The following is a 24,759-nucleotide window of genomic DNA, read 5'->3' on the forward strand; positions in this document are numbered from 1 at the left end:
ATTTAACATGAAGGTTGAAATCAGTTAGATAAAGTTAGAGTCTCAAGCATGGAATTAACCCAAGACCAAGTTGCCACATTGAATGTGAGAATTGAGGCACTGCATCAGATGGTTGAGCAGCTAGGTGAACAAACTGCTGTTGTCTTATCTGAAGTACGTTCTTCTAAAAAAAATGATGGCGGTTTTCCTCACTTTGGCACCGGCACTGGACGCCATTCTCTGCAAAGTCGCGGCAGTTCGGATGCTTCGATGGCACACAAAGATGTTTTGCTAGATTCTGACTATCCTGATCCTGAAACTCATCAGGGTGAACGCACCTTAGCACCAGAGATTCAAATTCAACGGTTAACGGCTCAACTGACGGCTGCTTACAACCGCATTGCGGCTTTAGAGGAGCAGTTACTGGCTCGGCGCACGCACTAGCCCATTGAGTTTGGTCATTGAGTTTGGCCGAAGTGTTGTAGAAGCCAGTCTCAGCCAAGTATGGCTGGCGTGAATGTTGAGACACGACAGCTCTGGTTAGAACATCAATTTTGCCCCTAAAGCGTCAAGGGTGATTGCTGACAACTGTTTAGATCGTCTGCCACGGTTTCAATGGCTTGCAATAATTTTGCTTGATTCCAGCCCTGGTAAAGTTGGGCTGCGATCGCACATCCACCCGCACCAACACCCTCTTTAACGTACCCCTGTTCATAGGCTCGCAGTTGGGCGTAGCGTGCCTCTGTGAAACAAAGCTGTGTGGCTAGCAGAGGGGCTTTTAGCAGTTGAGCCAGGCCAACCGTGTCGCCTGTCGGATCGTCTGCCACCCAACGGGTGGTTCCAACCACAATTTGCGTCGATTGCCAGGGTATCGATCGACTTTGAGTAATCGCCTGGATCAACGCATAAACCGCCAGCATTTGCGTTCCGCCAGCGAGCAAGACCCCACAGCGTCGGCTGGCTGCGATCGCCATTCCGGCTATAGCGGGCTGCATCGGATCGCCCACGGCTGCCATAACCTGAAACGGTGTGGGCTGTAATGAAGCCGTAGGCCGATTGGAACCGAACAACTGCTGCAAGCCCTGATGGGCGATCGTCCACTTCTGGGTGTGATTGCACGCAGGATGGCTGCTGTTTACTTTGCCGTTGGCATCCCACCCTAATCCGCTGAGGACGGCCAGTGCAGTGGTTGTGCCGCCTACCACACACTCGCCTAAAATCACATAGCTTTGAGGAACCTGAGCCGCCAGACGATCGCCCCACAGCAAGCCCTGTTCAAACAGATGCTCGACCATGTCCAGGCTCAATGCGTTACCGCTGCTGACACATCGAGCCGGTTTGCCGTTTAAGTTAATACACGGAACGGTGGGTTCATGCCTTAAACCCGCATTGAAGAGATGCATAGGAATTTGTTGCTCTGCCACAACCGCACGGCTAATTAACACCGGAGAGGCTCCAGCCTGAAGCGGCGGCAATGGATAGTGGGGTTGCGATCGTGGCCCATTGTAGAGAAATTCGGCATCGGCGATCGCTGTAAATTGGCGATCGGCGGGCGTTGCTCCAGCGGCTGAAATGCCAGGAATTAACCCGGTTTCAGTGAATCCCAGGACACAGGCAAACAGCGGTGAGCGTGCCGTAAACCGTTCCAACCACTGTTGCCCCTGCGGTTGCTGTGTATAGACTCGAATGTTCGCCACCAATGGTTCCTTGCTTTGGGTCAATCTTCTTCCAGCAGCACTTGTACCCACTGAGGCGGCTCTGGAATAGGATTACCTAATCGCTCTAACAGCAACCATGCCGCTAGATGCACTGTGAATAAATAAATAAAGTCGCTACAAATGATCACGCCGATCGTCATTAACTGCACAACGGTTAGATCGATTTGACCCAATACTCCAATTCCTAGCACCCCCCAATCCACTAATCTGCCAACGCCCCATTCAGCCAAATCTGCAATGCGGTTGGTTACGTATGCCCACAAGTCTTCGCCCAGGAAGGTCGATAACAGCCAAATGCGAAAGAAAAAGCCGAAGGTGGAAATCAGGGTACCAGTTGAAATGGAGAAGAACCAACCCGACTGCCGTTTCCACAGGCCACCGAGTTGCACACCCAGCAACCCATAGGGCACGAAAAAGAGCAGACTCAGGTAAGGCCCCATCAACACAGATAGCAACAAGCCGGATACCAATGCCGACATCCACGCAGCGCGTAACCCCCAGCGCAGATACACCAGAGCAATTGGCACTGGAAACAAAATTCGCATCCAGGGGCCAATGCTCAAGTAGTAGCTCACCAGCCACAGCAGGCTGGCCGTGCTGGCTAAGAACGCCGTTTCCACCATAACTAACGGTGGTGGAGAGGTTTTAACGGGAGGAGCCGTTAGTTCTAGCTGAGCCGCTTCAGGTTGAGTTGATTCTGGCGGCTCATCAACCCAGTTTGTGTCATCTGATTCAGAGACCGCTTCCCCATTGTTGCGAGTAGGGTCAACCTGACTATCTTCAAAAGAACCGCTCATGCCACATCCGAAACGATCGCTGATCTACTCTATCGCTATATTTTGCGATCGGCATCGATTCGGGATAGAAGCCCGTCTCGTCGGCCATCGAAAAACGGGGCGATTGTTTAATTTAATTCAACCTATTCCATCCGGTTAATCCGATCGCAGTTAAGGTTCTCAATTCTTACGTTGACTGGGCTATCCAATAACAGTTGATGCTTATCTTTCACTGCATTCGTTGGCGTTGCTCGGTATCAATACCATTGACTTGGGTTGTTTTGGACGGCAATAAAAAATCGTTGAGAAACTTCCATTAAGTTCCCCTTGATGTTGAAAGTCACCTGTTACCCAACTGAATGGAGAGATTAATCCTTAAACAGATGTCTCTACTAATTTTGTGAATTGTAACGAGAAGTGACAAAACCGTAGTGTGATAAAGATTCCTAACCAGTTGCATCCATGGGGTTATGGTCAGGTTAATCTGAGTTTTATAGCAGTTAGGAACAATTTAAGGAAAGCAATTAGCCGCAGCAATTAGCTAACCTCACAGTTGAAACGAACCCCTTACAAACGAAACACTGCATCTAAGCTTTAACTGATTTCTCCTAGGAAAACGCTAGGTGCTGGTGGCTATGAGCTAGTAGCTATACTCGGCTTTTGGTATCGGTTCCTGTTAGTAATAAAAGTGAGTGTCCTATGAGCGAAAAAGTGTTTTCCGGCTCACGAAACGTGGCGATCGTGGGTCCCTATCTGAGTGGTAAAACAACCCTGCTTGAAAGTATTTTGTCCGTGACTGGAGCGGTGTCTCGGAAGGGCAAAATTACGGAGGGTAATACGGTAGGGGATTCGACTCCAGAAGCCCGCGATCGCCAAATGAGTGTGGAAGTTAATGCCGCCAGTACAGAGTACGGCGGCATTCGTTTTACGTTTATCGATTGTCCTGGGTCGATTGAGTTTGCTCAGGAAACCTACAACGCCCTGATTGGAGTAGACGCCGCCATTGTAGTGTGTGAAGCGGATAGCGATCGCGTCCTAACGCTTACGCCGCTATTTCAGTTTTTAGACGACTGGGAAATTCCCCATCTGGTCTTTGTTAACAAGATGGATCGGGCTTACTCTAGCTTTGCTGACTTGCTCGACGCTCTAAAAACCGTTTCCAGTCGCCCCCTGGTCGTGCATCAGTATCCCATTGGGCAACGGGAAAACCTGACAGGATTCATCGATCTGGTCACCGAGCAAGCCTATCAATACCATCCTGGAGCTGCCGCTGACCCAATTCCACTACCCGATTCGCTCAAAGATCAAGAACATGCGGCACGGGAAGAAATGCTGGAAACCCTTGCCAATTTTGACGATCATCTCCTGGAAGAACTCTTAGAAGATATAGAGCCGCCTCAAGATGAGATCTGGCAAGACTTGAAGATGGAGCTTGGGGCTGATTTAATTGTGCCCGTCCTCATTGGTGTGGCAGACCAGGACTTTGGGGTGCGGCCTCTGCTCAATGCGCTGTTGCGAGAAGCACCTGAGCCAGACGTCACTGCCGATCGCCGAGGAGTAACCCTTAACGACCAAACACCGATTGCCCAAGTGCTGAAAACCTACTGTACGCCTCAAGGTGGCAAGCTTTCTTTGGTGCGAGTGTGGCAAGGCTCGTTGACAGACGGCTCGGTATTGAATGGCGTTCGCATTGGCGGCATCTACGATTTGATGGGGCAACATCAGCAAAGTTTGACAGAAGCACCCGCAGGGGCGATCGTGGCATTGGGTCGCATGGAAGGCATCAAAACCGGAGATACCCTCAGCTCCGATCCGCAACTGGCCAATGCCTTACCGCAGGCAGAACAGATTGCGCCAGTGTTTGCGCTGGCAATTACGCCAGAAAAACGAAGCGATGAGGTAAAGCTAAGCGGTGCGCTGACAAAACTGCTAGAAGAAGATCCATCCCTTTACTGGGAGCAGCATGGGGATACGCATGAGGTGATTTTGTGGGGACAGGGTGAAATCCATGTGCAGGTGGCGCTCGATCGCCTTCGCCGCAAATACAATCTGCCCATGACGACTCACCTGCCGCAAATTCCGTATAAAGAAACGATTCGTCGTCCTGCGGCCTCGGTGCATGGGCGATATAAGCGACAAACGGGCGGTCACGGCCAGTTTGGTGATGTTTACCTGGATATTAAACCGCGTCCACGGGGTGCAGGGTTTAGTTTTAGTGAAACGATTGTGGGTGGCGTAGTCCCCAGACAATACATTCCCGGAGTGGAATCGGGGGTGCGAGAGTATCTAACGCATGGGCCGCTCGGGTTCCCAATTGTGGATGTCGAAGTGACGTTAACCAACGGGTCGTACCACACCGTTGATAGCTCCGAGCAAGCGTTTAAACAGGCGGCACGGCTGGCGATGCAGGAGGGAATCCGCCAGTGTGAACCGAGCCTACTAGAGCCAATTTTGTCGGTAACTATATCAGTGCCCAACGAATTTACTTCTAACGTGCTGCGTTTGATCAGCACTCGACGCGGGCAAGTCTTAGGATATAGTGGCAAAGCCAATTGGCGCGGTTGGGATGAGGTTCAGGCTTATTTACCGCAAGCTGAAATGCAAGATCTCATTGTGGAACTGCGATCGCTCACGATGGGGGTAGGTTCATTCCGCTGGCAGTTCGACCATCTTCAGGAAGTTCCTGAAAAGGTAATGGAACGAATGCGGGTGCAAGCCGGAAATGGCAACGGCAACCACCACGATTGACTAGTCGTACCGTTACTTCCAAATTAGAGGACTCATTTCGTGGGGCGATCGTGCGATCGCCCCATTTGCATAACACCTCATCCATGGAAAGATATTGGCGGGCTGCTCAAAGCAGTCCGGCATAAACCAAACCTGGGGTAGACGCTGAACGACCATCAAATCTGAGATACCAGAACAATCAAGATGTCCTGGTAATTCACCATGTTCAGCCTAGTAGAAGCAACCGTTAAACCATTACTGCTCAACGACAAGGTGCTGAAAGTGGCGTATGAACTCTATCTGCAAGCACCGCAAAGCTATTCCCCGGCGATCGATCTGCGGGAGTTATCGAAAAAAACAGGAACCAGCCTGCTTGAATGCCGTAATGCTATCGTGGAGGCCAATCGGCTTGGCAGATTTCCAAACTGTTCACTGCATTCTTGATGACCCGAAAAGACCCGATTTTTCCAGGTGCGGCAGAACCCAACCATCCGCCGACCGTAGAAGAGAACAATCAGTCTGTGCAAATTGCCGACGAGCCTCAAGCCCAACCGTGGAGCTGGTTCGACTGGTTTTGTTTATGGTATCCTCCTGGCTGGCTAATTTTGTTGAACCGTCACTGGCAGCGGTACCACGACGATCCCGATGGATGGAATTATCTTGAATACGCTCTGTTTTTAATACCGTTTGGCTTCTACATCGCGTTTTTGCTGCGCTGGCTGCGGTTGGGATGTCGGGCACCTCGATCGACATCGGCTGCAATTGACCCAACCTATCAAACGGCTTTGCGTCGAGATATCCTGGCTCCGATTCTGAAGCATTACTTTCAAGCAGAGTTATATCAACCGCAGCATTTACCCAATCAAACCCCATTTATTGCGACCATGAACCATGCCGGAATGGCATTTCCGTGGGATTTTTTGGGGCTTGGCGTGTTGTTGAGCCAGGAAAAAGGCTGGCTGGTTCGTCCTGTTGCCCATGAGTTATTCTTCGATCATCCCTGGTTACGTTGGTGGCTACCAGCCGGATGGTCCCAAAGTTTGGGCGGCGTTCGGGCTGAACGGCAAAGCTTTGAATCAACCGTTTCTGCTCAAGAACCGAATCTTGTCTTGCTTTATGCACCCGAAGGATGGCGAGGGTTAGCGAAAGGGTGGAGACAACGACACCAATTGCAAACCTTCGATCCTAGCTTTGTGCGATTGAGCGATCGCCACCATATGCCAATTATGCCCGTGGCTTGCATTGGCAACGAGTACCTGCATCCGTGGACAGTGAACGTCAAGCGGTTGGCGCGTTGGTCGGGGTTGCCGTTGTTTCCGCTCTCGTTCCTGATGCTTGCCTTTCTGCTCTTTCCGTCCATGGGCGTTTGGGCTAACCGAACTCGATTGCGCTATTACATTCAACCCGTCGAAACCGTTTGGCAGACATCGGGTTTAACCCAACCGCTACAAACACGCTCGGTTGCCTACCAAAAAGCGCAGGAGTTGCGATCGCGGCTTCAGCACTCGCTCAACCAGCATCTCGTTCATTTGGGCTTTGGTTCACCGCAGGCGAAACAGTAGATCAGCAATTAGCACAACGGTCAACTTTTGGTGTATTGATGAGGATGGCAAACGCCAGATAACATCGAAAATGACTCACTCTTAATGGATGCCCCGGTTCTTAACTCAATTCGGTTACTTCAGCATCAGGTTGATTCGTTGCTTCTGTACCAATCCATTTTTGATGATGAGATTGGGCAGGCATTCTTAACCCTGCTTCAAACCTTGCAACGCAGCGAAGCAAACGGGCAGGCTTGTCTCCGCGCCTATGGGTGTTGGTTCAGGGCGATCGCCGCTCAGTCGCAAAGCTGGCAAGCCTATCTATTGACTCAAATTCTGTCTGCCAACAATCCCTTTACCCAACAGGCTCAGCAGTTGGACTTGAATCAACTGTCTCCATCACTGCTGGCTGCCGCTCGTCACGATTTGCAAACCCTGCAACAAGTCTACAGGTGTGATGGAAACCAGCTCAGCCAATGGGTACAACTCGCCTGCTCTCTGGAAACGCCTCCCGTAGCCTGGAATTTAGAAGATCCCCAGTCAGCTCATACCAGGATTCCAACCCATCAGCATTCGATTCGAGCTACGTTCAGCCGCATTCCAGATTGGGTTGATGCGGTGGCAGAACTAGCTGGTTACTACCGCACATCAGGCATTGGACTGTTTGCCAGCTATGCTGCACTGCGCTGGCAGTCGGGAACACTGGTTGGCATTTCCTATCCCGATCCGATTCGCTTAGACGAGTTAGTTGGCTACGAGCTACAGCGCGATCGCCTGCTGAAGAATACAGAGGCATTATTGGCAGGCTATTCTGCCTTGCATGTGTTGCTCTATGGCAGCCGGGGATCGGGTAAATCGTCGCTGGTAAAATCGCTTTTACACCACTACGGCGATCGCGGCTTACGCCTGATCGAAGTCGCCAAGTCTGACCTGAAGGATCTGACTGTGATTGTAGATGCGCTGCGAGATGCCCCACAAAAATTTATTATTTTTGTAGATGATTTGTCCTTTGAAGAAGATGACGATGCCTACAAAGCCCTAAAGGTGATTTTGGAAGGAAACTTAACCGCTCGTCCGCAAAATGTAGTGGTCTATGCCACGTCGAATCGCCGCCACCTGATTCGAGAGTTTTTTGGCGATCGCCCCCGTCCCAGCGATGCCGACGAAGTGCATTCCTGGGACACCGTGCAGGAGAAACTGTCGTTTAGCGATCGTTTTGGTTTAACCCTGACGTTTGAACCAGCCGACCAGCCAACCTATCTCGCCATTGTTCATCATTTAGCAACGCTAGCCGACATTTCGCTTGAGCCACAGGAGTTAGACTATCAAGCGCTGCAATGGGCTACTCGCCATAATGGGCGCTCGGGACGAACCGCCCGACAGTTCGTTAATTTTCTGCGGTCAGAGTTGGCGCTCTCAAGCGGTAGTTAAGCTGAGCCCGTTGCAATAACCCAGTGAAGCAACAGACGTTATTCCTGCGTTAATACCAGCGATTGCACCAATTCGTATAAATCTGGTTCCGATCGCCCTTCCATCTGCCGACCTTTAAGATCGATCAGTCCTTGAGCCAGTTCGGCGGCTCGCTTCTTGTAAACGTTGTTGGCCGCCAGCAGATCGGTAAACACCTCCTGCTCAATCTCCAGCCGATTGGCATCATCCGGCAGGGGCGAGACATAGGCCACGCTGTCAACATCACACTTCAGCAAGAAAATCAGAGCATTGCTCATGCGCTGAAGCTGCCGCTGCAATTCGCGGATATCCAGATCCAGCCGATCGAACCCCACCTGACCTTCAATTCGCAGTTCCACCATTGGTTCCTGGGATGGAACCAGCTTACCCGACTGGATCGCTTGCTGCACCTGGGCGATCGCCGCCGCTTCAACCTCTTCTGGCATTTCCGAACCGTTAGTCGTGACGTTCAGCCGCACAATTGGCCGTTGATAATACCCACGTTTCAGTTCGGCATGAATCCCAGATTCATTCACCTCAACCAGATAAACGCCCCGTTCGTAACGAGCTTCTTCCACACTGTTGGCCTCCAGGGAACCCGGATTAAAAATCCAGCCTTCTCGCGCATAACTCTTGTGAATGTGACCCAATGCCAGGTAATCCACTCCAGCCTGTTTCAACGGCAACAAGTCGGTGTAGCGCAAAGCGCCCTGATACCGGGCAATTTCGCCTTCAAGCCCATGATGAAATAGCAGAATGGTGTGCGCTGGGCTGGGAGGAAGCGTCTGTAGAGCATCTGCAATTTGCTCGATCGCCTTAGGAGCAGAAGTCCCATACCACTGAGAACCAACCACCCGAACCCCACACTCTAAGTCAATATAGCCACCCTGCCGCTCCTCGCTATTCCAGGCTGAATAGAAAGGCTCTCCTGCGGCAACGTTGCCCGGTTCCAACAAGATTAGTAAGCCCCAGTCGGCCAGATAGCGCAGCCAACTTGCTTTCGTCCCATAGGGACGGTTGTCATGATTTCCCTCGATCGCCAACACCGGAATGCCAGCCGCCTGCAGAGCTTGTAAACAAACCTGAGCTTGATTCAGCGTGGCGGGCTGAATGTTGCGATGCTCGAATAAATCTCCTGCAATTACCACAAAGTCAACCTGCTCCTGGATGGCATATGTCTCGATCGCATCCTGTAGAGCATAGAAAAAATCTTGCGTTCGCGCTTTACTGTCGTAGCGATCGAACCCAAGGTGAATGTCGGCTAAGTGCAGAAATCGAGCCATAACAACAGAGGTTAACTAAAATCTGTTTAAAGACACAAACGCCAGACTGTGAAGCCAGTCTAGCGTCAATTCCTAACCAGCCCTTGCTCTACTGCTAAATCGATACAGGAGAAGAGGTAGAGGCCGCTAGTTCCTCCAACCGTTCCTGCTGATCTTGAGAAATGCAAGACTGAATCAAGGTTTCGATATCCCCTTCTAAAACAGGGGTAAGGGTAAAGTTTTGGCCTAAGCGATGGTCTGTAACCCGATTGTCTTTGTAGTTGTAGGTTCGGATCTTCTCTGAGCGTGACCCTGTGCCCACTTGCGATCGACGAATCGAAGTCACCGCTTCTTGCTGCTCCCGCAGCTTCATTTCATACAGCTTGGCTCGCAAAATTTGCATCGCACGTTCGCGGTTTTGAAGCTGCGATCGCTCCTCTGTACAAAAGATGCGGATTCCCGTTGGCTTGTGGAAAAGGTCAACCGCTGTTTCTACCTTGTTAACGTTTTGTCCACCCGCCCCACCAGACCGAGCCGTCGTCAGTTCAATGTCTTTAGCATCGATCTCAACTTCAACATCGTCTACTTCTGGCATGACGGCAACCGTTGCCGTAGAGGTATGGACACGTCCTCCCGCTTCAGTAACCGGAACACGCTGAACCCGATGCACTCCAGCCTCAAACTTTAGCTTGCTGTACACCTGGTCGCCCTGAATTTCGATAATAGCTTCCTTGAAGCCGCCCATGTCCGCCAAAGATTCGCTGACTAGCTTAACTCGCCAGTTTTGAGTTTCCGCATAGCGAGAATAGAGGCGCACCAAATCACCCGCCCAAATGCTGGCTTCGTCGCCTCCCGTTCCCGCTCGAATCTCTAACATGATGTTCTTGTCATCATTGGGATCGCGGGGCAACAGTAAGACTTTTAGCTGACGTTCTAACTGCTCAAGCCTACTTTCTAGTTCTGCCACTTCCAGAGAAGCCATCTCGCGCAACTCCGAATCGCCACCCGACTCCTTCAACACTTGCCGAGTTCCGGTCAACTCTTCTTGAGCCGTCTTCCACTCTGCAAACGTATTTACCGTTTCCTCCAGCGAGGAACGGGCTTTTGCTATCCGTTGAAATTCATCAGGATCGGTTGCAACATCTGGGTCGGCTAAGCGTCGAGTTAACTCGTTGAACGTTTGTTCAACGGACTTTAGCTTTTCGAGTAGATAGGATTCAGCCATAAAACAGCCTTGGTGCGTCTAGCCAGGAAGGAGGTACACATAAACGTTCAGTCAATTTGCGGGTCAAACGCCCAGTTGACTGATGCTCATCCTTTGCCCTACTTCTTGCCCTGAGGTTGAGAACCACCGCTCGCTCCACCTTCCACCATGCCATACTTCCGCAAAAACCGTTCGACCCGTCCTTCCGTGTCGATGATCTTTTGGGTTCCGGTGTAGAAGGGGTGGTTGCCAGACCACACGTCAACATGTAGTTCAGGTTTGGTTGACCCCACCGTCATGACGACTTCGCCGTTGCAGTACACCTTTGCTTCCGGGTACCAGTTTGGATGGATATCTGCTTTTGCCATGATGCTTTACTTCTGCAAAAAATACGGTTCTTGATTAATTCTAGCTCTGTGCTTGCGATCGCACTCTGTTACAACGAGCAGGTTAACGCTTCGAGTACTGAGGAGCTTTACGGGCTTTGTGCAAGCCATATTTCTTCCGCTCTTTAGCACGGGGATCACGGGTTAAGTATCCCTCAACTTTCAGCGGCTTGCGGTTGTCTGGGTCAAGCTCACACAACGCACGAGCTACACCAAGCTTGATCGAATCAGCCTGTCCAGTTAGCCCACCACCTCTCACGTTAACTAGAATGTCGTACTCACTCTCTAGTCCCAGAGTTTCTAGAGGAGCCTTCGCAGCAGACAAATAAGCTGCATTGAACTGAAGATATAAATCTCCTGGCTTTCCATTAATGGTGAGCTGTCCTTTACCAGGAACTAACCGCACCCGAGCAACCGAGGCTTTACGCCGTCCAGTGCCCCAGTAAGTAACCCGACCCGGTTTTTCAGTGGCTTGCATTAGTTCGGTCCTCCAGGAATCGTCTGAATTTGCAATACTTCTGGTTTTTGAGCGTGATGCGGATGCTCAGATCCCGCATACACTTTTAGCTTGGTGAACAGTTGCCGTCCTAATGTGTTCTTCGGCAACATCCCCTTGACCGCTTGCTCAATAATGCGCTCTGGTACACGAGATTGAAGCTGGGCAAAGGTCTCAGTCTTCATACCACCAGGACGACCCGAATGGCGACGGTAAATCTTTTGGCTGCGTTTCTTGCCAGTGACTTTTACTTTGTCGGCATTGATAACGATAACAAAATCACCGGTATCTAGGTGGGGGGTATAGGTTGGCTTGTTTTTGCCACGCAGTACCATTGCCACTTCACTAGCAAGACGGCCCAGGCGGTGCTCAGCAGCGTCTACTACATACCAGTTACGTTCAATTGATTCATTAGGGGGGAGGTAGGTTTTGGTCATAATCATTTTGCGTTGTCAATGGTTAAACTCGAAAAGCGATCAGTACGGCGATGCTATCCAGAACAGAAAGCGAACTCAGCAGGGTTAGGCAATACAAACTTAGGTTGGCTATCAAACCAAATGTCTGCTGGAAACGGAAAATCAGAATAACCAACCCGTAACAGACAAAGCCCCTGGGGTGGTGCCGCATACCGGACTTCATCTCGGCGCTGCTCTGTCCACAGGGCTGTGAAGCCTTCTGGCGATCGTATTCCCTTTCCCACTTCCACCAACAGCCCTACTAACAATCGCATCATCCCGTATAGAAATCCACTCGCTTGCAGTTCGATACGAACAAACGAATCTTGGCGACTGCATTCTGCTACCTGAACGTCAACCCAGGAGTGAGGACGATCAGACCCGGCACGATGAAACGCCGCCAGATGGTGCCGTCCTACCAGCGGAGCCAGAGCCATCTGCATTGCCGTTTCATCCAGGGGCGCGTAGTAGTAATGCCAACTAAAAGGACGAACAAACAGATTGGGCCGCGCATCCGTATAGATGGTGTATCGATACCGTCGCCAAATCGCTGAAAACCGGGCGTGCCAGTCGGGTGGCACCACAGCAGACGCTCGAATCACGATGTCTTCAGACAAGCGATGGTTCAAGATATCTGCCCATCGGTAAACCGGAATGTGGCTTGGAGCATCGAAATGAGCGACCTGAGCCGCGGCATGAACACCTGCATCGGTTCGTCCGGCACCGTGAAGCGTAACGGGATACCCCAACACAGACTGAATGGCGGCCTCAATGTCTTCCTGAACACTCCGGTGCTTTGGCTGCCGCTGCCATCCATGAAAACGAGTGCCCAAGTACTGAATGACTAGGGCAACTCTTTGGCGCTCTTCTGATGGTGAAGCCTGTTTGGCAGAAACCACAGAAGAGCGGGATGACAGAGATAACTCATCAGACATAGTGGGGTTAAGCGATCCGTCAGGTCAGTTCAATGATTGCCATCTCAGCATTGTCACCCCGGCGGCTAACGGTGCGGAGTACACGAGTGTATCCACCGTTGCGATCGCTATAGCGAGACTTTGCCTGTTCAAATAGAGCATGCACAAGCTGCTTATCGTACAAGTAGCCGATCGCTTGACGACGAGCCGCCAACGAGCCATCTTTAGCCAGAGAAATCATTCGATCAGCCTCCGTACGGACAGCCTTAGCTCGCACTTTGGTCGTAGTAATGCGACCATGACGGATCAATTCAGTGGTAAGCGCCCTGAGTAAAGCTCGACGCTGATCGGCAGGCTTGCCAAGTTGAGGGACACGACAACGGTGACGCATAGCAGTTAAAGGATGTAAAACAACAGCGTATAACTTTACAAAAGGAATAATGCAGACAAACGAGCAACAACCCTGTAGCGTTAGCCTACCAAGCCGGAGTAAACAGGTCAGCCAGTCTTGGCTGGCTTTTCGTGGGGAAGCGTAATCCCCAGCCGAACCTGTAGGGCTTCAATCACTTCTTCAGCCGACTTTGCCCCGAAATTCTTGATTTCGAGGAGATCTTCCTGGCTGTAATCCAATAGATCGGCGACTGAGTTGATTTGCGCTCGCTTCAGGCAGTTATAAGCGCGAACCGAAAGCTGAAGCTCCTCAATGGGAATTTGATTCGTTGGATCTTCAACGTCGGTGTCATCCCCTTCCAATGGCGAGAAGTCAATCTCCCGCAGAGGGTTAAACAAATCGACAAGAATATCTGCCGCTTGGCTTAGCGATTCTTGAGGTGTCAAACTACCATTCGTCCAGATTTCCATAATCAGACGATCTTTTTCTAGCGAACCGCCAACCCTGGCATCTTCAATAGAATAGTTGACCTTCCGAACTGGCATGAAAATGGAATCGATTTGAAGGAAATCGAGCGCAGCAGCTTCATCACGCCCTCGCTCGATCGCCCGATAACCAACTCCTCTTTCAATGCGAAACTCCATCTCTAGAGTCGAACCAGCCGATACGGTAGCGATGTACTGTGTCGGGTCAATGATTTCTACTTCAGATGGGAGTTCAAAATATTCGGCTGTAACGGCAGCGGGACCTTCAACTCGCAACCGTCCAATCTGAGGCTGCGAAGAATAGCTCTTGAGGACAATCTCCTTCATGTTCAACAAGATGTCTAATACATCTTCTCGCACACCAGGGATTGTCATGAACTCATGGGTTACCCCTGCAACACGAACCGCTGTAATCGCTGTTCCTTCCAGGTTGGACAACAAAACTCGCCGCAGGGCATTACCTACTGTTGTTCCTTGCCCCCTTTCCAGAGGCTCCAGAACAAACTTGCTGTACGAACTCCGTTCGTTTTCAATATCTGACTCTATACATTCGACCTGAAACTGCGCCATTGCCCGATCTCCCTTATCCTTTGCCCCAGGAAACACGCTAAAATTCCTGGATTTCCGCGAATTTAATCCGTTTGCAGAGGTCAATTGACCCACTTGGTAGGATGACTAACCCAGCTCAATTTGATTCAGCACTAAGAACCATTAACACCAGTTGCTATCCTTTCCTACCGCGTTGTGCTATTGGCGCAACAGTGGAAGCCCCGATGGAAGCAGTTGAAACCTGCAAAACTGTTGCTCTCTTACACGCGCCGCCGCTTGGGAGGACGACAGCCATTGTGAGGGATAGGAGTGACATCACGGATTAGGGTGATTTCCAACCCAGCACCCTGCAATGCTCGAATTGCCGTTTCTCGACCAGCTCCTGGCCCACTAACCATCACTTCAACCTGGCGCATACCCTGATCGGTGGCTCGTCTGGCAGCACTTTCTGCCGCTGTTTGTGCTGCAAAAGGAGTACCTTTTTTAGCGCCTTTGAACCCACTAGAACCAGACGAAGCCCATGAAATAGCTTCACCGTTGGTGTCTGTGATCGTCACAATCGTGTTGTTGAAGGTGGACTGAATGTGTGCAACACCGCTGGGAACGTTGCGCTTTTGCTTTTTTGCACCAGTTTTCCTGGTTGTTTGTCTTGCCATTTTCGGTCTCGTTGTTCAGCCTATTTATCTTCGCAGGAGGTCAATTTCTAGCAGCGGAAGCCGGATCACTGGCTTACAGCGTGCCTAAACACACTTTGCAACCAGCCCTCAACAGTTCCCTACTTCTTACTAGGAGCTTTCTTCTTACCCGCTACCGTTCGACGACCGCCTCGACGCGTGCGCGCGTTGGTGCGTGTTCTCTGTCCGCGAACAGGTAATCCCATACGATGACGTCTTCCCCGATAGGTGCCGATGTCCATCAATCGCTTGATGTTCATTGACTCAAGCCGCCTCAGATCTCCTTCGACCTGGTAGGTGCTCTCAACCGCTTCTCGGAGGGATGCCACCTCAGGATCGCTAAGATCTTTGACGCGAGTATCAGGATTGACACCTGTTGCAACTAAAATTTGCTTAGATCTAGTTAGACCTATGCCATAGATATATGTCAGACCAATTTCGACACGCTTATCGCGTGGAAGGTCTACCCCGGCAATCCGTGCCACGCTTCAATCTCCCTAACTTGGTTTCTTAGCTACTAGTTTTGAGTATCGAGCAACGATACTTAGTTGCTTGCCTTCACTGGGCGTTGACGCCAATGAAAAAGCTTAACCCTGACGCTGCTTGTGCTTGGGGTTAGAGCAAATTACCATCACTCTGCCGCGACGACGGATTACACGGCACTTTTCACAGATTCTACGAACGGATGCCCGGACTTTCATGTCCTAAACCATTGATGAGAGCACTACAAAAGTAATATTATATCAATTCAAATCATTTTTATCAACTCTGACATCAAAACTCTGACGAGCTAATAAACGCTCCTCAGAGAAACGGTCGAGCTATGTAAGCGTATATTCAGGAGGTTACTTCTTACGAAGACGATAAGTAATTCGACCTTTCGTCAAATCATAAGGAGTCAGCTCCACCTTGACGCGATCGCCCGGCAGAATTTTGATGTAGTTCCGACGGATTTTGCCCGAAATGTGGGCTAACACGTTAAAACCGTTATCCAGATCAACACGAAACATTGCATTAGGAAGTGAGTCTGTCACCGTTCCTTCCATTTCAATCAGATCTTGTTTAGACAATGGCTTTTCCTCTGTTAAAGATGTGCGACTACTGCTATGCAGGGTGGATTTGCCCAACTTGAGTAAGCAAGGCAAAGTTTAGACAATTAAATTGCCTTCTGGTTTAAGCCTAACAAATGTTCACGAAAACATGTTTCAAAAAACGTGGGTTGAATGTCAGCATGAGCGGCGGAAGGACTCCACCTCAAACTTAGTCTGGATAAACTAACTGCTTTAGATGAGCATTGACCGCTTCAATCGGTTGGTTGCCATCCACTGAAACGAGCTGCTGGCGATCGCGATAAAAGGCAATCAACGGAGCCGTTTGTTCCCGGTATACCTCCAGACGATGGCGAATCACAGATTCAGTATCATCTAATCGCCCTCGACCAAGAAGACGGGTGACCAAAATCTCATCGGGAACGTCAAAATTGATAACACCATCACAGGTTTGGTTGATTTCTTTCAGCATGTCGTCCAGAGAGACTGCTTGCCCCACCGTGCGAGGAAAGCCGTCCAAAATCCAACCCTGCTTCACATCGGTCTGATTGAGCCGCTCGCGCACCAGATCAATGATGAGAACATCAGGAACCAGTTCACCTTGCTCCATGTAGGACTGAGCCTTTAGCCCCAGATCGGTTTTTTGAGCGACGGCGGCGCGTAAAATATCGCCAGTTGAGATATGGGGGATGCTACAGCTTTTAGCCAGGGTTTGCGCCTGTGTTCCCTTACCCGCTCCTGGAGGCCCCAGAAAGATTAAGCGTGTCACTGCCACTACTGTTTCACCATTCCTTCATAACGTTGTGAGATCACGTAAGTCTGAATTTGCTTGGCGGTATCAATTGCCACGCCAACCAAAATCAGAAGTGACGTTGCTCCCAGTCCTTGAAAGGTTCTCACCTGAGTTGCGCCTTCTACAGCAGTGGGGATGATGGCCACTAACCCAAGGAAAATTGCTCCCAAAAACGTCAATCGATTGAGAACACGCTCAATATAATCACTTGTGGCTTTACCAGGGCGAATTCCGGGAATGCTTGCTCCCATTTTCTTCAGGTTCTGCGACATGTCAATTGGATTGACAATCAACGAAGCATAGAAGTAGCTAAAGAACAGAATCAGGAGCAAGTACACAACGACGTATAACCAGGTTCCCGGACTCAAATAGTTGACGACTCGGGTCAAAATTTCGTTAGGAAAGAACTGTGCCAGCGAAGCCGGTAAAAACATGACAGCGGAGGCAAAAATGATCGGCATTACCCCACCCTGGTTTAACCGCAGTGGTAAGTAGCTGCTTTTTTCGAGGTAAGTGCGGCGACCCACCTGACGGCGAGCTGAAATAATTGGGATTCTCCGAGTTCCCTCCTGCACGAAGACAATTCCGATGATCATGACCAGGAAAACCAGGAAGAGGATGATCACACCCCCCACAAGGCTGCGATCGCCACTTTGAGCCAGATCAATGGTTTGCCCAAGAGAGCGAGGCAAGGTTGAGACAATGCTAAGGAAGATGAGGAGCGATGCCCCGTTTCCAATACCACGCTCTGTAATTAGCTCTCCCACCCACATGACAAACATTGAGCCAGCGGCTAGCGCCAGAACGGTTTCGGCAATAAATATGGGGCCAGGATTAACCGCAAAATTGTTTACAAATAACGCAATTCCGGTACTTTGAATGATGCCCCATCCTAAAGCAACGTAGCGGGTAATTTGCGAGATTTTACGCCGACCAGCCTCGCCTTCGTTTTTCTGGAGGTTTTCTAAACTAGGTAGCGCTGCTGTTAAGAGCTGCAAAATAATCGAAGCGTTGATGTATGGCAGAATCCCCAACGCAAAGATGCCAAGGGCTGAAATACCGCCCCCTGCAAAAATATCTAAGAAGTTAATCAAGTTCCCCAGACCGCTACCTTGAATGCCCTGTTGAAAGGCTTGGCGATCGATGCCCGGTACAGGAATAAACACGCCTAACCGAACCAAAACCAGCATGCCAATAGTGACAAGCAGCCGACCTCTCAGGCCGGCTGCTTGTGCCATCTGCATAAACGTTTCTTGAGCTGTCGGGGTCTTGTCTCGACTAACGACCATGAAAAGTCACCTCTACCTGTAGTTGCGATCGCGCAGCGTTTATTTTAATTAGATTCTTTATGCTTTTTTTAAGCTTAACTCTCAATCCCAGCAATCGCATTCCTCTCCCAAGAGTAACGCTAAATGGCTGGGATTTATGGCGAAGCATTGCATCTAACATCTACTGTACTAATTCACAGCTACCGCCTGCTTCCTCGATTTTAGATTTGGCGGTTGCTGTAAAGGCTGCAGCCTCTACCTTAAGCGGCACAGCCAGTTCTCCGTCCCCTAAAACTTTAAGAGGCCCATCATCGCAGGTAACGATTCCCTCTGCCATCAGTGAAGATAGATTGACCGTACTATTGGCGGCCAGCGATGCTAGATCATCAACATTGACGATCGTGTAAACCTTGCGGTTGATGATTGGAAAGTGTTTGAGCTTGGGAATACGGCGATAGAGCGGCATTTGCCCCCCTTCAAATCCTGGACGAGTACCGCGTCCCGACCGAGACTTTTGACCACGCATTCCAAAACCGCAGCTAGCTCCCTGGCCAGCAGAAATGCCACGTCCAACTCGGCGACGGCGCTTTTTGGATCCTTTTTGAGGAACAGCGTCTTGTAGTCTCATATTTTTAGTCCTTTACACTTCGCTTAAGCGTACAGATTTTCGACAGGGATACCACGCTCTTCGGCCACTTCCGAGAAAGTTCTGAGTGAGGAAAGAGCATTAGCAGCGGCTCTGGCATTATTAAGCGGATTGCCAGAACCAAGCTGCTTGGCCAGAATATTGCGAACACCAGCCAGTTCTAAAACAGTACGAACAGCGCCACCTGCAATTACACCCGTTCCTGGAGCCGCAGGGCGCATCATAACTTTTGCACCGCCACCCGCACCGTTGACAGGGTGTGGAATTGAGTTGGCTTTCGTCAAAGGCACATCGATTAAGTGCTTTTTGCCATCAGCAACGCCCTTGCGGACGGCTCCGATCACATCGCTAGCTTTACCAACCCCAACCCCAACTTGGCCTCGCTCATTACCCACAATGACAATGGCACGGAAACTTAACTTTTTACCGCCTTTAACAACCTTCGTTACCCGGCGGATTTGAACGACTCTTTCTTGCCAGTCCGTTTCTTTCTCTTTTGCACGGCTGTTTTTGCGACGATTCGCCATTTCTCTACCTTTTGCTCTATCGTTTGCTGTTAATGCTGATAACTCGCCCTTGCTCGATGACGGCCAGCCTTTAGCCGATTGGGCTGAAACTAGAAGCTTAATCCACCCTCGCGAGCTGCTTCTGCTAACGCTTTAACTCTGCCGTGATACAGGTTGCCACCTCGATCAAACACCACCTGATTGATTCCTTTTTCAAGCAGACGTTGAGCAATTAGTTTGCCCACCTGTGCTGACGCTTCACGATCTGCACCAGAGGCCAGTGTAGACTTCAGGTCTGATTCTAGACTGGAGGCTGCAACTAGAGTGTGGTGGCAAGTATCGTCAATCACTTGAGCATAAATATGCTGATTTGAACGGAATACAGCCAAACGAGGGCGCTCGGATGTACCAGCCACTTGGCGGCGAATGCGGTTGTGGCGACGACGTGTCGATTCTTTGCGAGTACGTTTCATTGTTACTTCTTCCCTGCTTTACCAGCTTTGCGTTTTACCGCCTCGCCAGAGTAGCGGATTCCTTTTCCTTTGTAGGGTTCGGGTGGACGGACGGCACGAATTCGAGCGGCGGTGTTTCCAACAATTTCTTTGTCAACCCCGCTGACAATGACGTTGGTGTTGTTCTCAACCGCAACCTGAATGCCGTCAGGAGGGACGATCTGAACTGGATTGCTGTAACCAATATTGAGGGTCAGGTTTCGCCCCTGAACCTGAGCCCGATATCCAACGCCCTGGATTTCCAACCGCTTTTGGAAGCCCTGAGAGACTCCCTCGACCATGTTGGCCACCAAAGTACGACTTAATCCATGAAGTTGACGAGCGACTCGTGATTCGTTTCGGCGCTTAACGGTGACTGTTTCACCTTCTTGAGACACCTCAACCTCAGACGGCAAGGTACGAGCCAGCTCACCTTTCGGTCCCTTAACCGTGACATGCTGCCCTGCGATCGCAATTGTCACTTTTGCTGGAATAGCGATAGGACGCTTACCAATGCGAGACATGATGAATCACTCCTGAACAAAAAATGGCTACTAATTTGGGCTGCCCGTCAGTATTGACTCGATAGCAAATCATGTGTTTTGTCAGCGATATCTTACCAAACGTAGCAGAGCACTTCGCCGCCCAAGCCTTGGCGGCGAGCGTCGCGATCGGTCATTATCCCACTGGAGGTCGAGATAATCGCAATGCCGATACCACCAAGAACTCTGGGCAGCTCTTTTCGGTTAGAGTAAACCCGCAGTCCTGGTTTACTGACTCGTTTCAGCATCGTAATAATAGGTTGGCGGCTTTTTCCCTTATACTTTAGGGAAATTATCAGATTCCGCTTTGGCCCCTCTCCCTGCTCTGAAAATTCAGAAATAAACCCTTCAGACTGCAACACCTGAGCAATGCTGCGAGTCATTTTGGTGGATGGAACTTCCGTGGTCTGATGCCGCGCTAAATTTGCGTTTCGGATGCGCGTCAACATGTCTGCAATTGTGTCATTAACCGCCATAGTTTCCTCTTAATGAAACTGCCTCAATTACTCCCGAAAGGGCATTCCCATTTCTTTAAGTAAGGCACGACCTTCTTCGTCAGTGTTTGCAGTGGTTACGATCGAGATATCCATGCCTCTAATTTGGTCAATGGAGTCGTAATCAACTTCTGGAAAAATAAGCTGTTCTCGAACGCCAAGCGTATAATTACCCCGACCGTCAAAGCTTTTAGCGCTAATTCCTCGAAAATCGCGAATGCGGGGAAGCGCCAGATTGATCAGACGCTCTAGGAAGGAGTACATCCGATCAGATCGCAACGTCACCATAATGCCAACAGGCATTCCTTGACGAATTTTGAAGCCGGCAATGGCCTTCTTTGCCCGAGTCACAACTGGTTTTTGACCAGTGATGATTGCAACTTCATTAAGAGAGGCTTCTAATGCTTTAGCATTTTGGGATGCTTCTCCTAAGCCTCGGTTGACGGTAACTTTGACTATCTTAGGAACCTGATGGATGTTTTCATACTGAAACTGTTCCATCAGTTTTGGAACCACTTTTTCCTGATAATGAGACTTGAGCGTTTGCGCCATGATATTGATCCTCGCAGCCCCTGGGCTTGGTCAGGGATAAATTAAAGTTGAAGGCCAGATTGGTAGAGAGAGGTTGTCTGTTGAAACCTAACCCTGGTTGAAGCTCAACAGACGGTACGCCTTAGTCAAGAATCTCGCCTGTTTTCTTGAGCATTCGTACCTTCCGACCTTCTGAATCAAAGGTGTAAGAAATCCGGCTTGCTACTTTCTGCTTGCTCGAATAGAGCATGACATTAGAGCTATGGATCGGGCCTTCCATCGTTGTGATTTGACCTGATTCACCTTCTTGTTGTGGCTTAACGTGCTTGGTCTTGATGTTGACCCCTTTCACTAACACCTGGCTGGTTTTAGGAAACGTTTTCAGCACTTCGCCTACTTTGCCTTTTTCTTTCCCAGCGATAATTTGCACGGTATCGCCTTTTTTAACGTGCATTTTGAAACGGACTGGCGCATTTTTATCGACCATCAGATTACCTCCGGAGCAAGAGATACAATTTTAGTAAAATTTTTATCTCGCAGCTCACGGGCAACCGGGCCAAAAACGCGCGTGCCACGGGGGTTGCCGTCTGCGTTGATAATGACAGCGGCGTTGTCATCAAAACGAATGCTCATACCGCTGTCGCGTCTTAGTCCTTTACGAGTGCGGACAACCACAGCTCGAACGACATCAGACTTTTTGACCGCCATGTTGGGAATTGCGTCTTTAACAACGGCGATGATGATATCTCCAACACCAGCGTAACGACGGTTGCCGCCCAGCACTCGAATGCACATCAATTTACGCGCACCGCTGTTGTCTGCCACATTAAGATAAGATTCTTGCTGAATCACGGTTAGTCTCCCGACTCGTTAATTAGTGCGACTTAAACTTCGGAGGAAGTGCTGAGGATGTCGGCTACAACCCAACGCTTCGTCCGGCTCAGTGGCCTGCTTTCTTGAATCCGAACGCGATCGCCCACATGACACTTATTTTCTTCATCGTGTGCTTTGTAGCGTTTGGTTCGAACCATAATCTTGCGATATTTAGGGTGGGGAGCGCGGTTCTCTACCGCAACCACGACCGTCTTATCCATTTTGTCGCTAACTACTAGGCCAACCCTTTCTTTAACTGCCATTGAACCTTACTCCTCTGCTGTTGCTTCCGCAGACGTTGCATCTTCTTGAGCCGTTGAAGACAGCGTCTTTTCATCTTGTTTGGTTGAGATTGCAGCTAGCCGTCTCTCACCCTCTAGCGTCATTAACTGAGCCAGGCGATGACGGGCATGCTTGAATTGGTGAGGCTTATTTTCTTGGCGAGTTGCCTTCTGGAAGCGCAATTCAAACAGTTGCTTTTTAGTAGCAATAATCTGCTCTTCAATCTCTTGATCACTTAACCCTCGAATATCCCCAATCTTAGGCAGAGGCATAACCTACGACTCCTCCGCTTCACGCGTGATGAACTTTGTCTTAATCGGCAGTTTATAGGCGGCTAAACGCATGGCTTCACGGGCGGTTGCCTCCGGAACTCCAGCAATTTCAAACAGGACTCTTCCGGGTTTGATCACCGCAACCCAGTACTCAGGATTTCCTTTACCAGAACCCATTCGGGTTTCAGCTGGACGCATGGTGACTGGTTTATCGGGAAAAATGCGAATCCATATTTTTCCACCCCTACGGATATAACGAGTCATCGCTCGGCGGCTGGCTTCAATCTGACGAGCCGTAATCCAGGATGGCTCTAACGCTTGGAGTGCGAAGTCGCCAAAGTCGATTTTGTTGCCAGCGGTGGCCATACCGCGCATTCGCCCACGGTGTTGCTTACGGAATTTAGTTCGTTTAGGACTAAGCATGATTCAGTACCTTGAGAGTTAAGAGGTCAGCTATTGGAACAGAAGCTATCCCTTCTTGATGATTTAGCCTTCGTTTGAGCGATCCTCAAACTGTTGGCGACGGCGTTGCTGACGACGGCGAGGTTGAGTATTAGCAGCGGGAGCAGGCTCTTCTTGACCGGGAATAATCTCACCTTTGAAGACCCACACCTTGATGCCCAACACGCCATAAATCGTTTGCGCTGTACGGTAGGAATAGTCGATATCTGCCCGCAAGGTGTGTAGGGGAACCTTGCCTTCACGCGTGTACTCTGTGCGGGCGATCTCAGCCCCGTTGAGCCGACCGCTGATTTGAATTTTGATGCCTTGGACACCAGCACGCTGGGCGCGTTGAATCGCTTGACGAACGACTCTTCGGAAAGAAACCCGGCGCTCTAGCTGCTGGGCTACATACTCGGCAATCAGTGCCGCATCTGCGTCTACTCGCGCTACTTCGACCACATTGATGCGAATTTGGCGATCGCTGTCTCCCAATTCTTGCTGCAACCCGTTCCGCAAAGACTCAATTCCAGTGCCACCCCGACCTACAACAACCCCAGGCCGAGCCGTATGCACTTCTAGATCAATCTGATCGGCTTTGCGCTCAATTCGCACCTGCGAGATGCCGGCGCTGTTCAGATTCTTCGTGATATAGTTGCGAATTTTGTAGTCTTCTTGCAACAGTTTTGGATAACGCGTCGAATCGGCAAACCATCTAGAGCGATGCTCTTGGGTAATGCCAAGACGAAAACCAACTGGATGAATCTTCTGTCCCACAAGTCAATCCTCTAAGGTGAAGGCAGTACAAACTATAGGTATTTAAGGGAGCAGTTTTGCTCTCTAACGAGTTATTCTTCGCCAACACCAGGAGTGACGGCGATCGTAATATGACAGGTTGGCTTACGAATTTGATAAGCTCGACCCTGAGCACGCGGACGATACCGCTTTAACGAAGGCCCTTGATCAGCGTACGCCTGACTAACGACCAAGTCTGCGGGGGCATAACCAGCGTTATGCTCAGCGTTGGCTACAGCAGAACGCAGAACCTTCAAAACAGGCTCACATGCCCGATAGGGCATAAATTCTAAAACGATGAGTGCCTCTCGATAGCTCCGTCCTCGAATTTGGTCGAGAACACGACGCACCTTGTGGGGCGACATGCGAATATAACGAGCGACTGCTTTAACTTCTTCAGTAGCGGTGACCATTGTTTTCTCCTTTAGCTTCCAGCCGTGCCAAGACTTACTGTGCGGCTGTTCACTTCGCTTTCTTATCGACGAGCTTTCTTGTCACCCTTGGCATGACCCCGAAAGGTTCGGGTGGGAGCAAACTCTCCTAACTTATGCCCTACCATTTGCTCGGTGACATAAACCGGAACATGTTGGCGACCGTTGTGGACAGCGATCGTATGCCCAATCATCAATGGCAGGATAGTAGAGGCTCGTGACCATGTTTTGATCACTTGCTTCTCGTTTTTCTCATTGAGCCGCTCAATTTTCGTGAGCAGGTGATCTGCGATAAACGGACCTTTCTTTAAAGAGCGAGACATGACTTAAGCGAACCTC

The 24,759-nt window shown here is 50.1% G+C and carries 36 protein-coding genes; 6 read left to right on the forward strand and 30 right to left on the reverse strand.

Annotated features, from left to right (window positions below):
* Positions 1-48 precede the first annotated feature (48 nt).
* A complete protein-coding gene (locus tag IQ268_RS02555) occupies positions 49-423 on the forward strand; it encodes a hypothetical protein (RefSeq protein WP_193875230.1) in 375 nt (124 codons plus the stop codon).
* Positions 424-539: 116 nt separating this feature from the next.
* Here IQ268_RS02555 and cobT read toward each other — a convergent pair whose 3' ends face one another.
* Together cobT and IQ268_RS02565 are read right to left on the reverse strand one after the other, a co-directional pair.
* Entirely contained in the window at positions 540-1,676 is a 1,137-nt protein-coding gene (gene cobT / locus IQ268_RS02560) for a nicotinate mononucleotide-dependent phosphoribosyltransferase CobT (protein ID WP_193875232.1), read from the reverse strand.
* 20 nt (positions 1,677-1,696) lie between these two features.
* The gene (locus IQ268_RS02565) at positions 1,697-2,494 is read right to left on the reverse strand and encodes a DUF2232 domain-containing protein (RefSeq protein ID WP_193875234.1); all 798 of its coding nucleotides are present in this window, start codon (positions 2,492-2,494) and stop codon (positions 1,697-1,699) included.
* On the opposite strand from IQ268_RS02565, the gene IQ268_RS02570 reads away from it, so the two are divergent.
* From IQ268_RS02570 to IQ268_RS02590, 5 genes are all read left to right on the forward strand, one after another.
* Entirely contained in the window at positions 2,493-2,633 is a 141-nt protein-coding gene (locus IQ268_RS02570) for a hypothetical protein (protein ID WP_193875236.1), read from the forward strand. The two genes, IQ268_RS02565 and IQ268_RS02570, sit on opposite strands and share 2 nt — an antisense overlap.
* A gap of 539 nt (positions 2,634-3,172) precedes the next feature.
* Positions 3,173-5,221 (forward strand): elongation factor G, encoded by a 2,049-nt coding sequence (locus IQ268_RS02575; protein ID WP_193875238.1) that lies wholly within the window; start codon positions 3,173-3,175, stop codon positions 5,219-5,221.
* 201 nt (positions 5,222-5,422) lie between these two features.
* On the forward strand, positions 5,423-5,644 hold the full coding sequence (locus IQ268_RS02580; RefSeq protein WP_193875240.1) for a hypothetical protein: 222 nt from the start codon (positions 5,423-5,425) through the stop codon (positions 5,642-5,644).
* Entirely contained in the window at positions 5,644-6,762 is a 1,119-nt protein-coding gene (locus tag IQ268_RS02585) for a 1-acyl-sn-glycerol-3-phosphate acyltransferase (protein ID WP_193875242.1), read from the forward strand. The genes IQ268_RS02580 and IQ268_RS02585 overlap by 1 nt, the downstream gene beginning before the upstream one ends.
* Before the next feature lie 84 nt (positions 6,763-6,846).
* Positions 6,847-8,172, forward strand: a complete 1,326-nt coding sequence (locus tag IQ268_RS02590) for an ATP-binding protein (RefSeq protein ID WP_193875244.1) — start codon at positions 6,847-6,849, stop codon at positions 8,170-8,172.
* Positions 8,173-8,210: 38 nt separating this feature from the next.
* On the opposite strand, the gene IQ268_RS02595 is transcribed toward IQ268_RS02590, so the two are convergent.
* The 28 genes from IQ268_RS02595 to rpsS form a co-directional block, all read right to left on the reverse strand.
* Complete coding sequence (locus IQ268_RS02595) at positions 8,211-9,473, reverse strand: DNA repair exonuclease (RefSeq protein WP_193875246.1); 1,263 nt, start codon at positions 9,471-9,473, stop codon at positions 8,211-8,213.
* A gap of 94 nt (positions 9,474-9,567) precedes the next feature.
* Positions 9,568-10,677: a peptide chain release factor 1 gene (gene prfA, locus IQ268_RS02600; protein ID WP_193875248.1), complete on the reverse strand. Its 1,110-nt coding sequence runs from the start codon at positions 10,675-10,677 to the stop codon at positions 9,568-9,570.
* 98 nt (positions 10,678-10,775) lie between these two features.
* Positions 10,776-11,024: a 50S ribosomal protein L31 gene (gene rpmE / locus IQ268_RS02605; RefSeq protein WP_193875250.1), complete on the reverse strand. Its 249-nt coding sequence runs from the start codon at positions 11,022-11,024 to the stop codon at positions 10,776-10,778.
* 82 nt (positions 11,025-11,106) lie between these two features.
* Positions 11,107-11,520: a 30S ribosomal protein S9 gene (gene rpsI / locus IQ268_RS02610; RefSeq protein ID WP_193875252.1), complete on the reverse strand. Its 414-nt coding sequence runs from the start codon at positions 11,518-11,520 to the stop codon at positions 11,107-11,109.
* Positions 11,520-11,975, reverse strand: coding sequence for a 50S ribosomal protein L13 (gene rplM, locus IQ268_RS02615; protein ID WP_193875254.1), 456 nt, complete (start codon positions 11,973-11,975; stop codon positions 11,520-11,522). The genes rpsI and rplM overlap by 1 nt, the downstream gene beginning before the upstream one ends.
* A gap of 53 nt (positions 11,976-12,028) precedes the next feature.
* Positions 12,029-12,928 (reverse strand): tRNA pseudouridine(38-40) synthase TruA, encoded by a 900-nt coding sequence (gene truA / locus IQ268_RS02620; protein WP_193875256.1) that lies wholly within the window; start codon positions 12,926-12,928, stop codon positions 12,029-12,031.
* Positions 12,929-12,947: 19 nt separating this feature from the next.
* A complete protein-coding gene (gene rplQ, locus IQ268_RS02625) occupies positions 12,948-13,298 on the reverse strand; it encodes a 50S ribosomal protein L17 (RefSeq protein WP_193875258.1) in 351 nt (116 codons plus the stop codon).
* Between the two features lie 107 nt (positions 13,299-13,405).
* On the reverse strand, positions 13,406-14,353 hold the full coding sequence (locus IQ268_RS02630; RefSeq protein WP_193875260.1) for a DNA-directed RNA polymerase subunit alpha: 948 nt from the start codon (positions 14,351-14,353) through the stop codon (positions 13,406-13,408).
* Positions 14,354-14,592: 239 nt separating this feature from the next.
* Positions 14,593-14,988: a 30S ribosomal protein S11 gene (gene rpsK / locus IQ268_RS02635; protein WP_193875262.1), complete on the reverse strand. Its 396-nt coding sequence runs from the start codon at positions 14,986-14,988 to the stop codon at positions 14,593-14,595.
* A gap of 119 nt (positions 14,989-15,107) precedes the next feature.
* The gene (gene rpsM / locus IQ268_RS02640) at positions 15,108-15,491 is read right to left on the reverse strand and encodes a 30S ribosomal protein S13 (protein WP_193875264.1); all 384 of its coding nucleotides are present in this window, start codon (positions 15,489-15,491) and stop codon (positions 15,108-15,110) included.
* A gap of 102 nt (positions 15,492-15,593) precedes the next feature.
* Entirely contained in the window at positions 15,594-15,707 is a 114-nt protein-coding gene (rpmJ, locus tag IQ268_RS02645; protein WP_190342481.1) for a 50S ribosomal protein L36, read from the reverse strand.
* A gap of 144 nt (positions 15,708-15,851) precedes the next feature.
* Positions 15,852-16,076, reverse strand: coding sequence for a translation initiation factor IF-1 (gene infA, locus IQ268_RS02650; protein WP_036002386.1), 225 nt, complete (start codon positions 16,074-16,076; stop codon positions 15,852-15,854).
* Positions 16,077-16,266: 190 nt separating this feature from the next.
* Positions 16,267-16,824 (reverse strand): adenylate kinase, encoded by a 558-nt coding sequence (locus IQ268_RS02655; RefSeq protein WP_193875404.1) that lies wholly within the window; start codon positions 16,822-16,824, stop codon positions 16,267-16,269.
* A 5-nt stretch (positions 16,825-16,829) separates the two neighbouring features.
* Positions 16,830-18,137, reverse strand: a complete 1,308-nt coding sequence (gene secY, locus IQ268_RS02660; protein ID WP_193875266.1) for a preprotein translocase subunit SecY — start codon at positions 18,135-18,137, stop codon at positions 16,830-16,832.
* A gap of 160 nt (positions 18,138-18,297) precedes the next feature.
* Complete coding sequence (gene rplO, locus IQ268_RS02665) at positions 18,298-18,744, reverse strand: 50S ribosomal protein L15 (protein ID WP_193875268.1); 447 nt, start codon at positions 18,742-18,744, stop codon at positions 18,298-18,300.
* Positions 18,745-18,767: 23 nt separating this feature from the next.
* On the reverse strand, positions 18,768-19,289 hold the full coding sequence (rpsE, locus tag IQ268_RS02670; RefSeq protein ID WP_193875270.1) for a 30S ribosomal protein S5: 522 nt from the start codon (positions 19,287-19,289) through the stop codon (positions 18,768-18,770).
* A gap of 89 nt (positions 19,290-19,378) precedes the next feature.
* The gene (gene rplR / locus IQ268_RS02675; RefSeq protein WP_193875273.1) at positions 19,379-19,741 is read right to left on the reverse strand and encodes a 50S ribosomal protein L18; all 363 of its coding nucleotides are present in this window, start codon (positions 19,739-19,741) and stop codon (positions 19,379-19,381) included.
* Between the two features lie 2 nt (positions 19,742-19,743).
* Entirely contained in the window at positions 19,744-20,283 is a 540-nt protein-coding gene (gene rplF, locus IQ268_RS02680) for a 50S ribosomal protein L6 (RefSeq protein ID WP_193875275.1), read from the reverse strand.
* Positions 20,284-20,375: 92 nt separating this feature from the next.
* The gene (gene rpsH, locus IQ268_RS02685; RefSeq protein WP_193875277.1) at positions 20,376-20,777 is read right to left on the reverse strand and encodes a 30S ribosomal protein S8; all 402 of its coding nucleotides are present in this window, start codon (positions 20,775-20,777) and stop codon (positions 20,376-20,378) included.
* Between the two features lie 27 nt (positions 20,778-20,804).
* A complete protein-coding gene (rplE, locus tag IQ268_RS02690) occupies positions 20,805-21,347 on the reverse strand; it encodes a 50S ribosomal protein L5 (RefSeq protein ID WP_193875279.1) in 543 nt (180 codons plus the stop codon).
* 121 nt (positions 21,348-21,468) lie between these two features.
* The gene (rplX, locus tag IQ268_RS02695) at positions 21,469-21,813 is read right to left on the reverse strand and encodes a 50S ribosomal protein L24 (protein WP_193875281.1); all 345 of its coding nucleotides are present in this window, start codon (positions 21,811-21,813) and stop codon (positions 21,469-21,471) included.
* Positions 21,813-22,178: a 50S ribosomal protein L14 gene (gene rplN / locus IQ268_RS02700; RefSeq protein ID WP_193875283.1), complete on the reverse strand. Its 366-nt coding sequence runs from the start codon at positions 22,176-22,178 to the stop codon at positions 21,813-21,815. Before rplN ends, rplX begins: the two co-directional genes overlap by 1 nt.
* Positions 22,179-22,210: 32 nt before the next feature.
* Entirely contained in the window at positions 22,211-22,462 is a 252-nt protein-coding gene (gene rpsQ, locus IQ268_RS02705; RefSeq protein WP_193875285.1) for a 30S ribosomal protein S17, read from the reverse strand.
* Positions 22,463-22,468: 6 nt separating this feature from the next.
* A complete protein-coding gene (gene rpmC, locus IQ268_RS02710; RefSeq protein ID WP_193875287.1) occupies positions 22,469-22,753 on the reverse strand; it encodes a 50S ribosomal protein L29 in 285 nt (94 codons plus the stop codon).
* 3 nt (positions 22,754-22,756) lie between these two features.
* Positions 22,757-23,176 carry a 50S ribosomal protein L16 gene (rplP, locus tag IQ268_RS02715; RefSeq protein WP_193875289.1) on the reverse strand — a complete coding sequence of 140 codons (420 nt, stop codon included), beginning with the start codon at positions 23,174-23,176 and terminating at the stop codon, positions 22,757-22,759.
* 63 nt (positions 23,177-23,239) lie between these two features.
* On the reverse strand, positions 23,240-23,971 hold the full coding sequence (gene rpsC / locus IQ268_RS02720; RefSeq protein ID WP_193875291.1) for a 30S ribosomal protein S3: 732 nt from the start codon (positions 23,969-23,971) through the stop codon (positions 23,240-23,242).
* A gap of 71 nt (positions 23,972-24,042) precedes the next feature.
* Positions 24,043-24,402 (reverse strand): 50S ribosomal protein L22, encoded by a 360-nt coding sequence (rplV, locus tag IQ268_RS02725; RefSeq protein WP_193875293.1) that lies wholly within the window; start codon positions 24,400-24,402, stop codon positions 24,043-24,045.
* Between the two features lie 62 nt (positions 24,403-24,464).
* On the reverse strand, positions 24,465-24,743 hold the full coding sequence (gene rpsS, locus IQ268_RS02730) for a 30S ribosomal protein S19 (protein WP_193875295.1): 279 nt from the start codon (positions 24,741-24,743) through the stop codon (positions 24,465-24,467).
* Between the last annotated feature and the right edge of the window lie 16 nt (positions 24,744-24,759).

This window comes from Oculatella sp. LEGE 06141, assembly GCF_015207605.1.
GTDB lineage: Bacteria > Cyanobacteriota > Cyanobacteriia > Elainellales > Elainellaceae > Oculatella.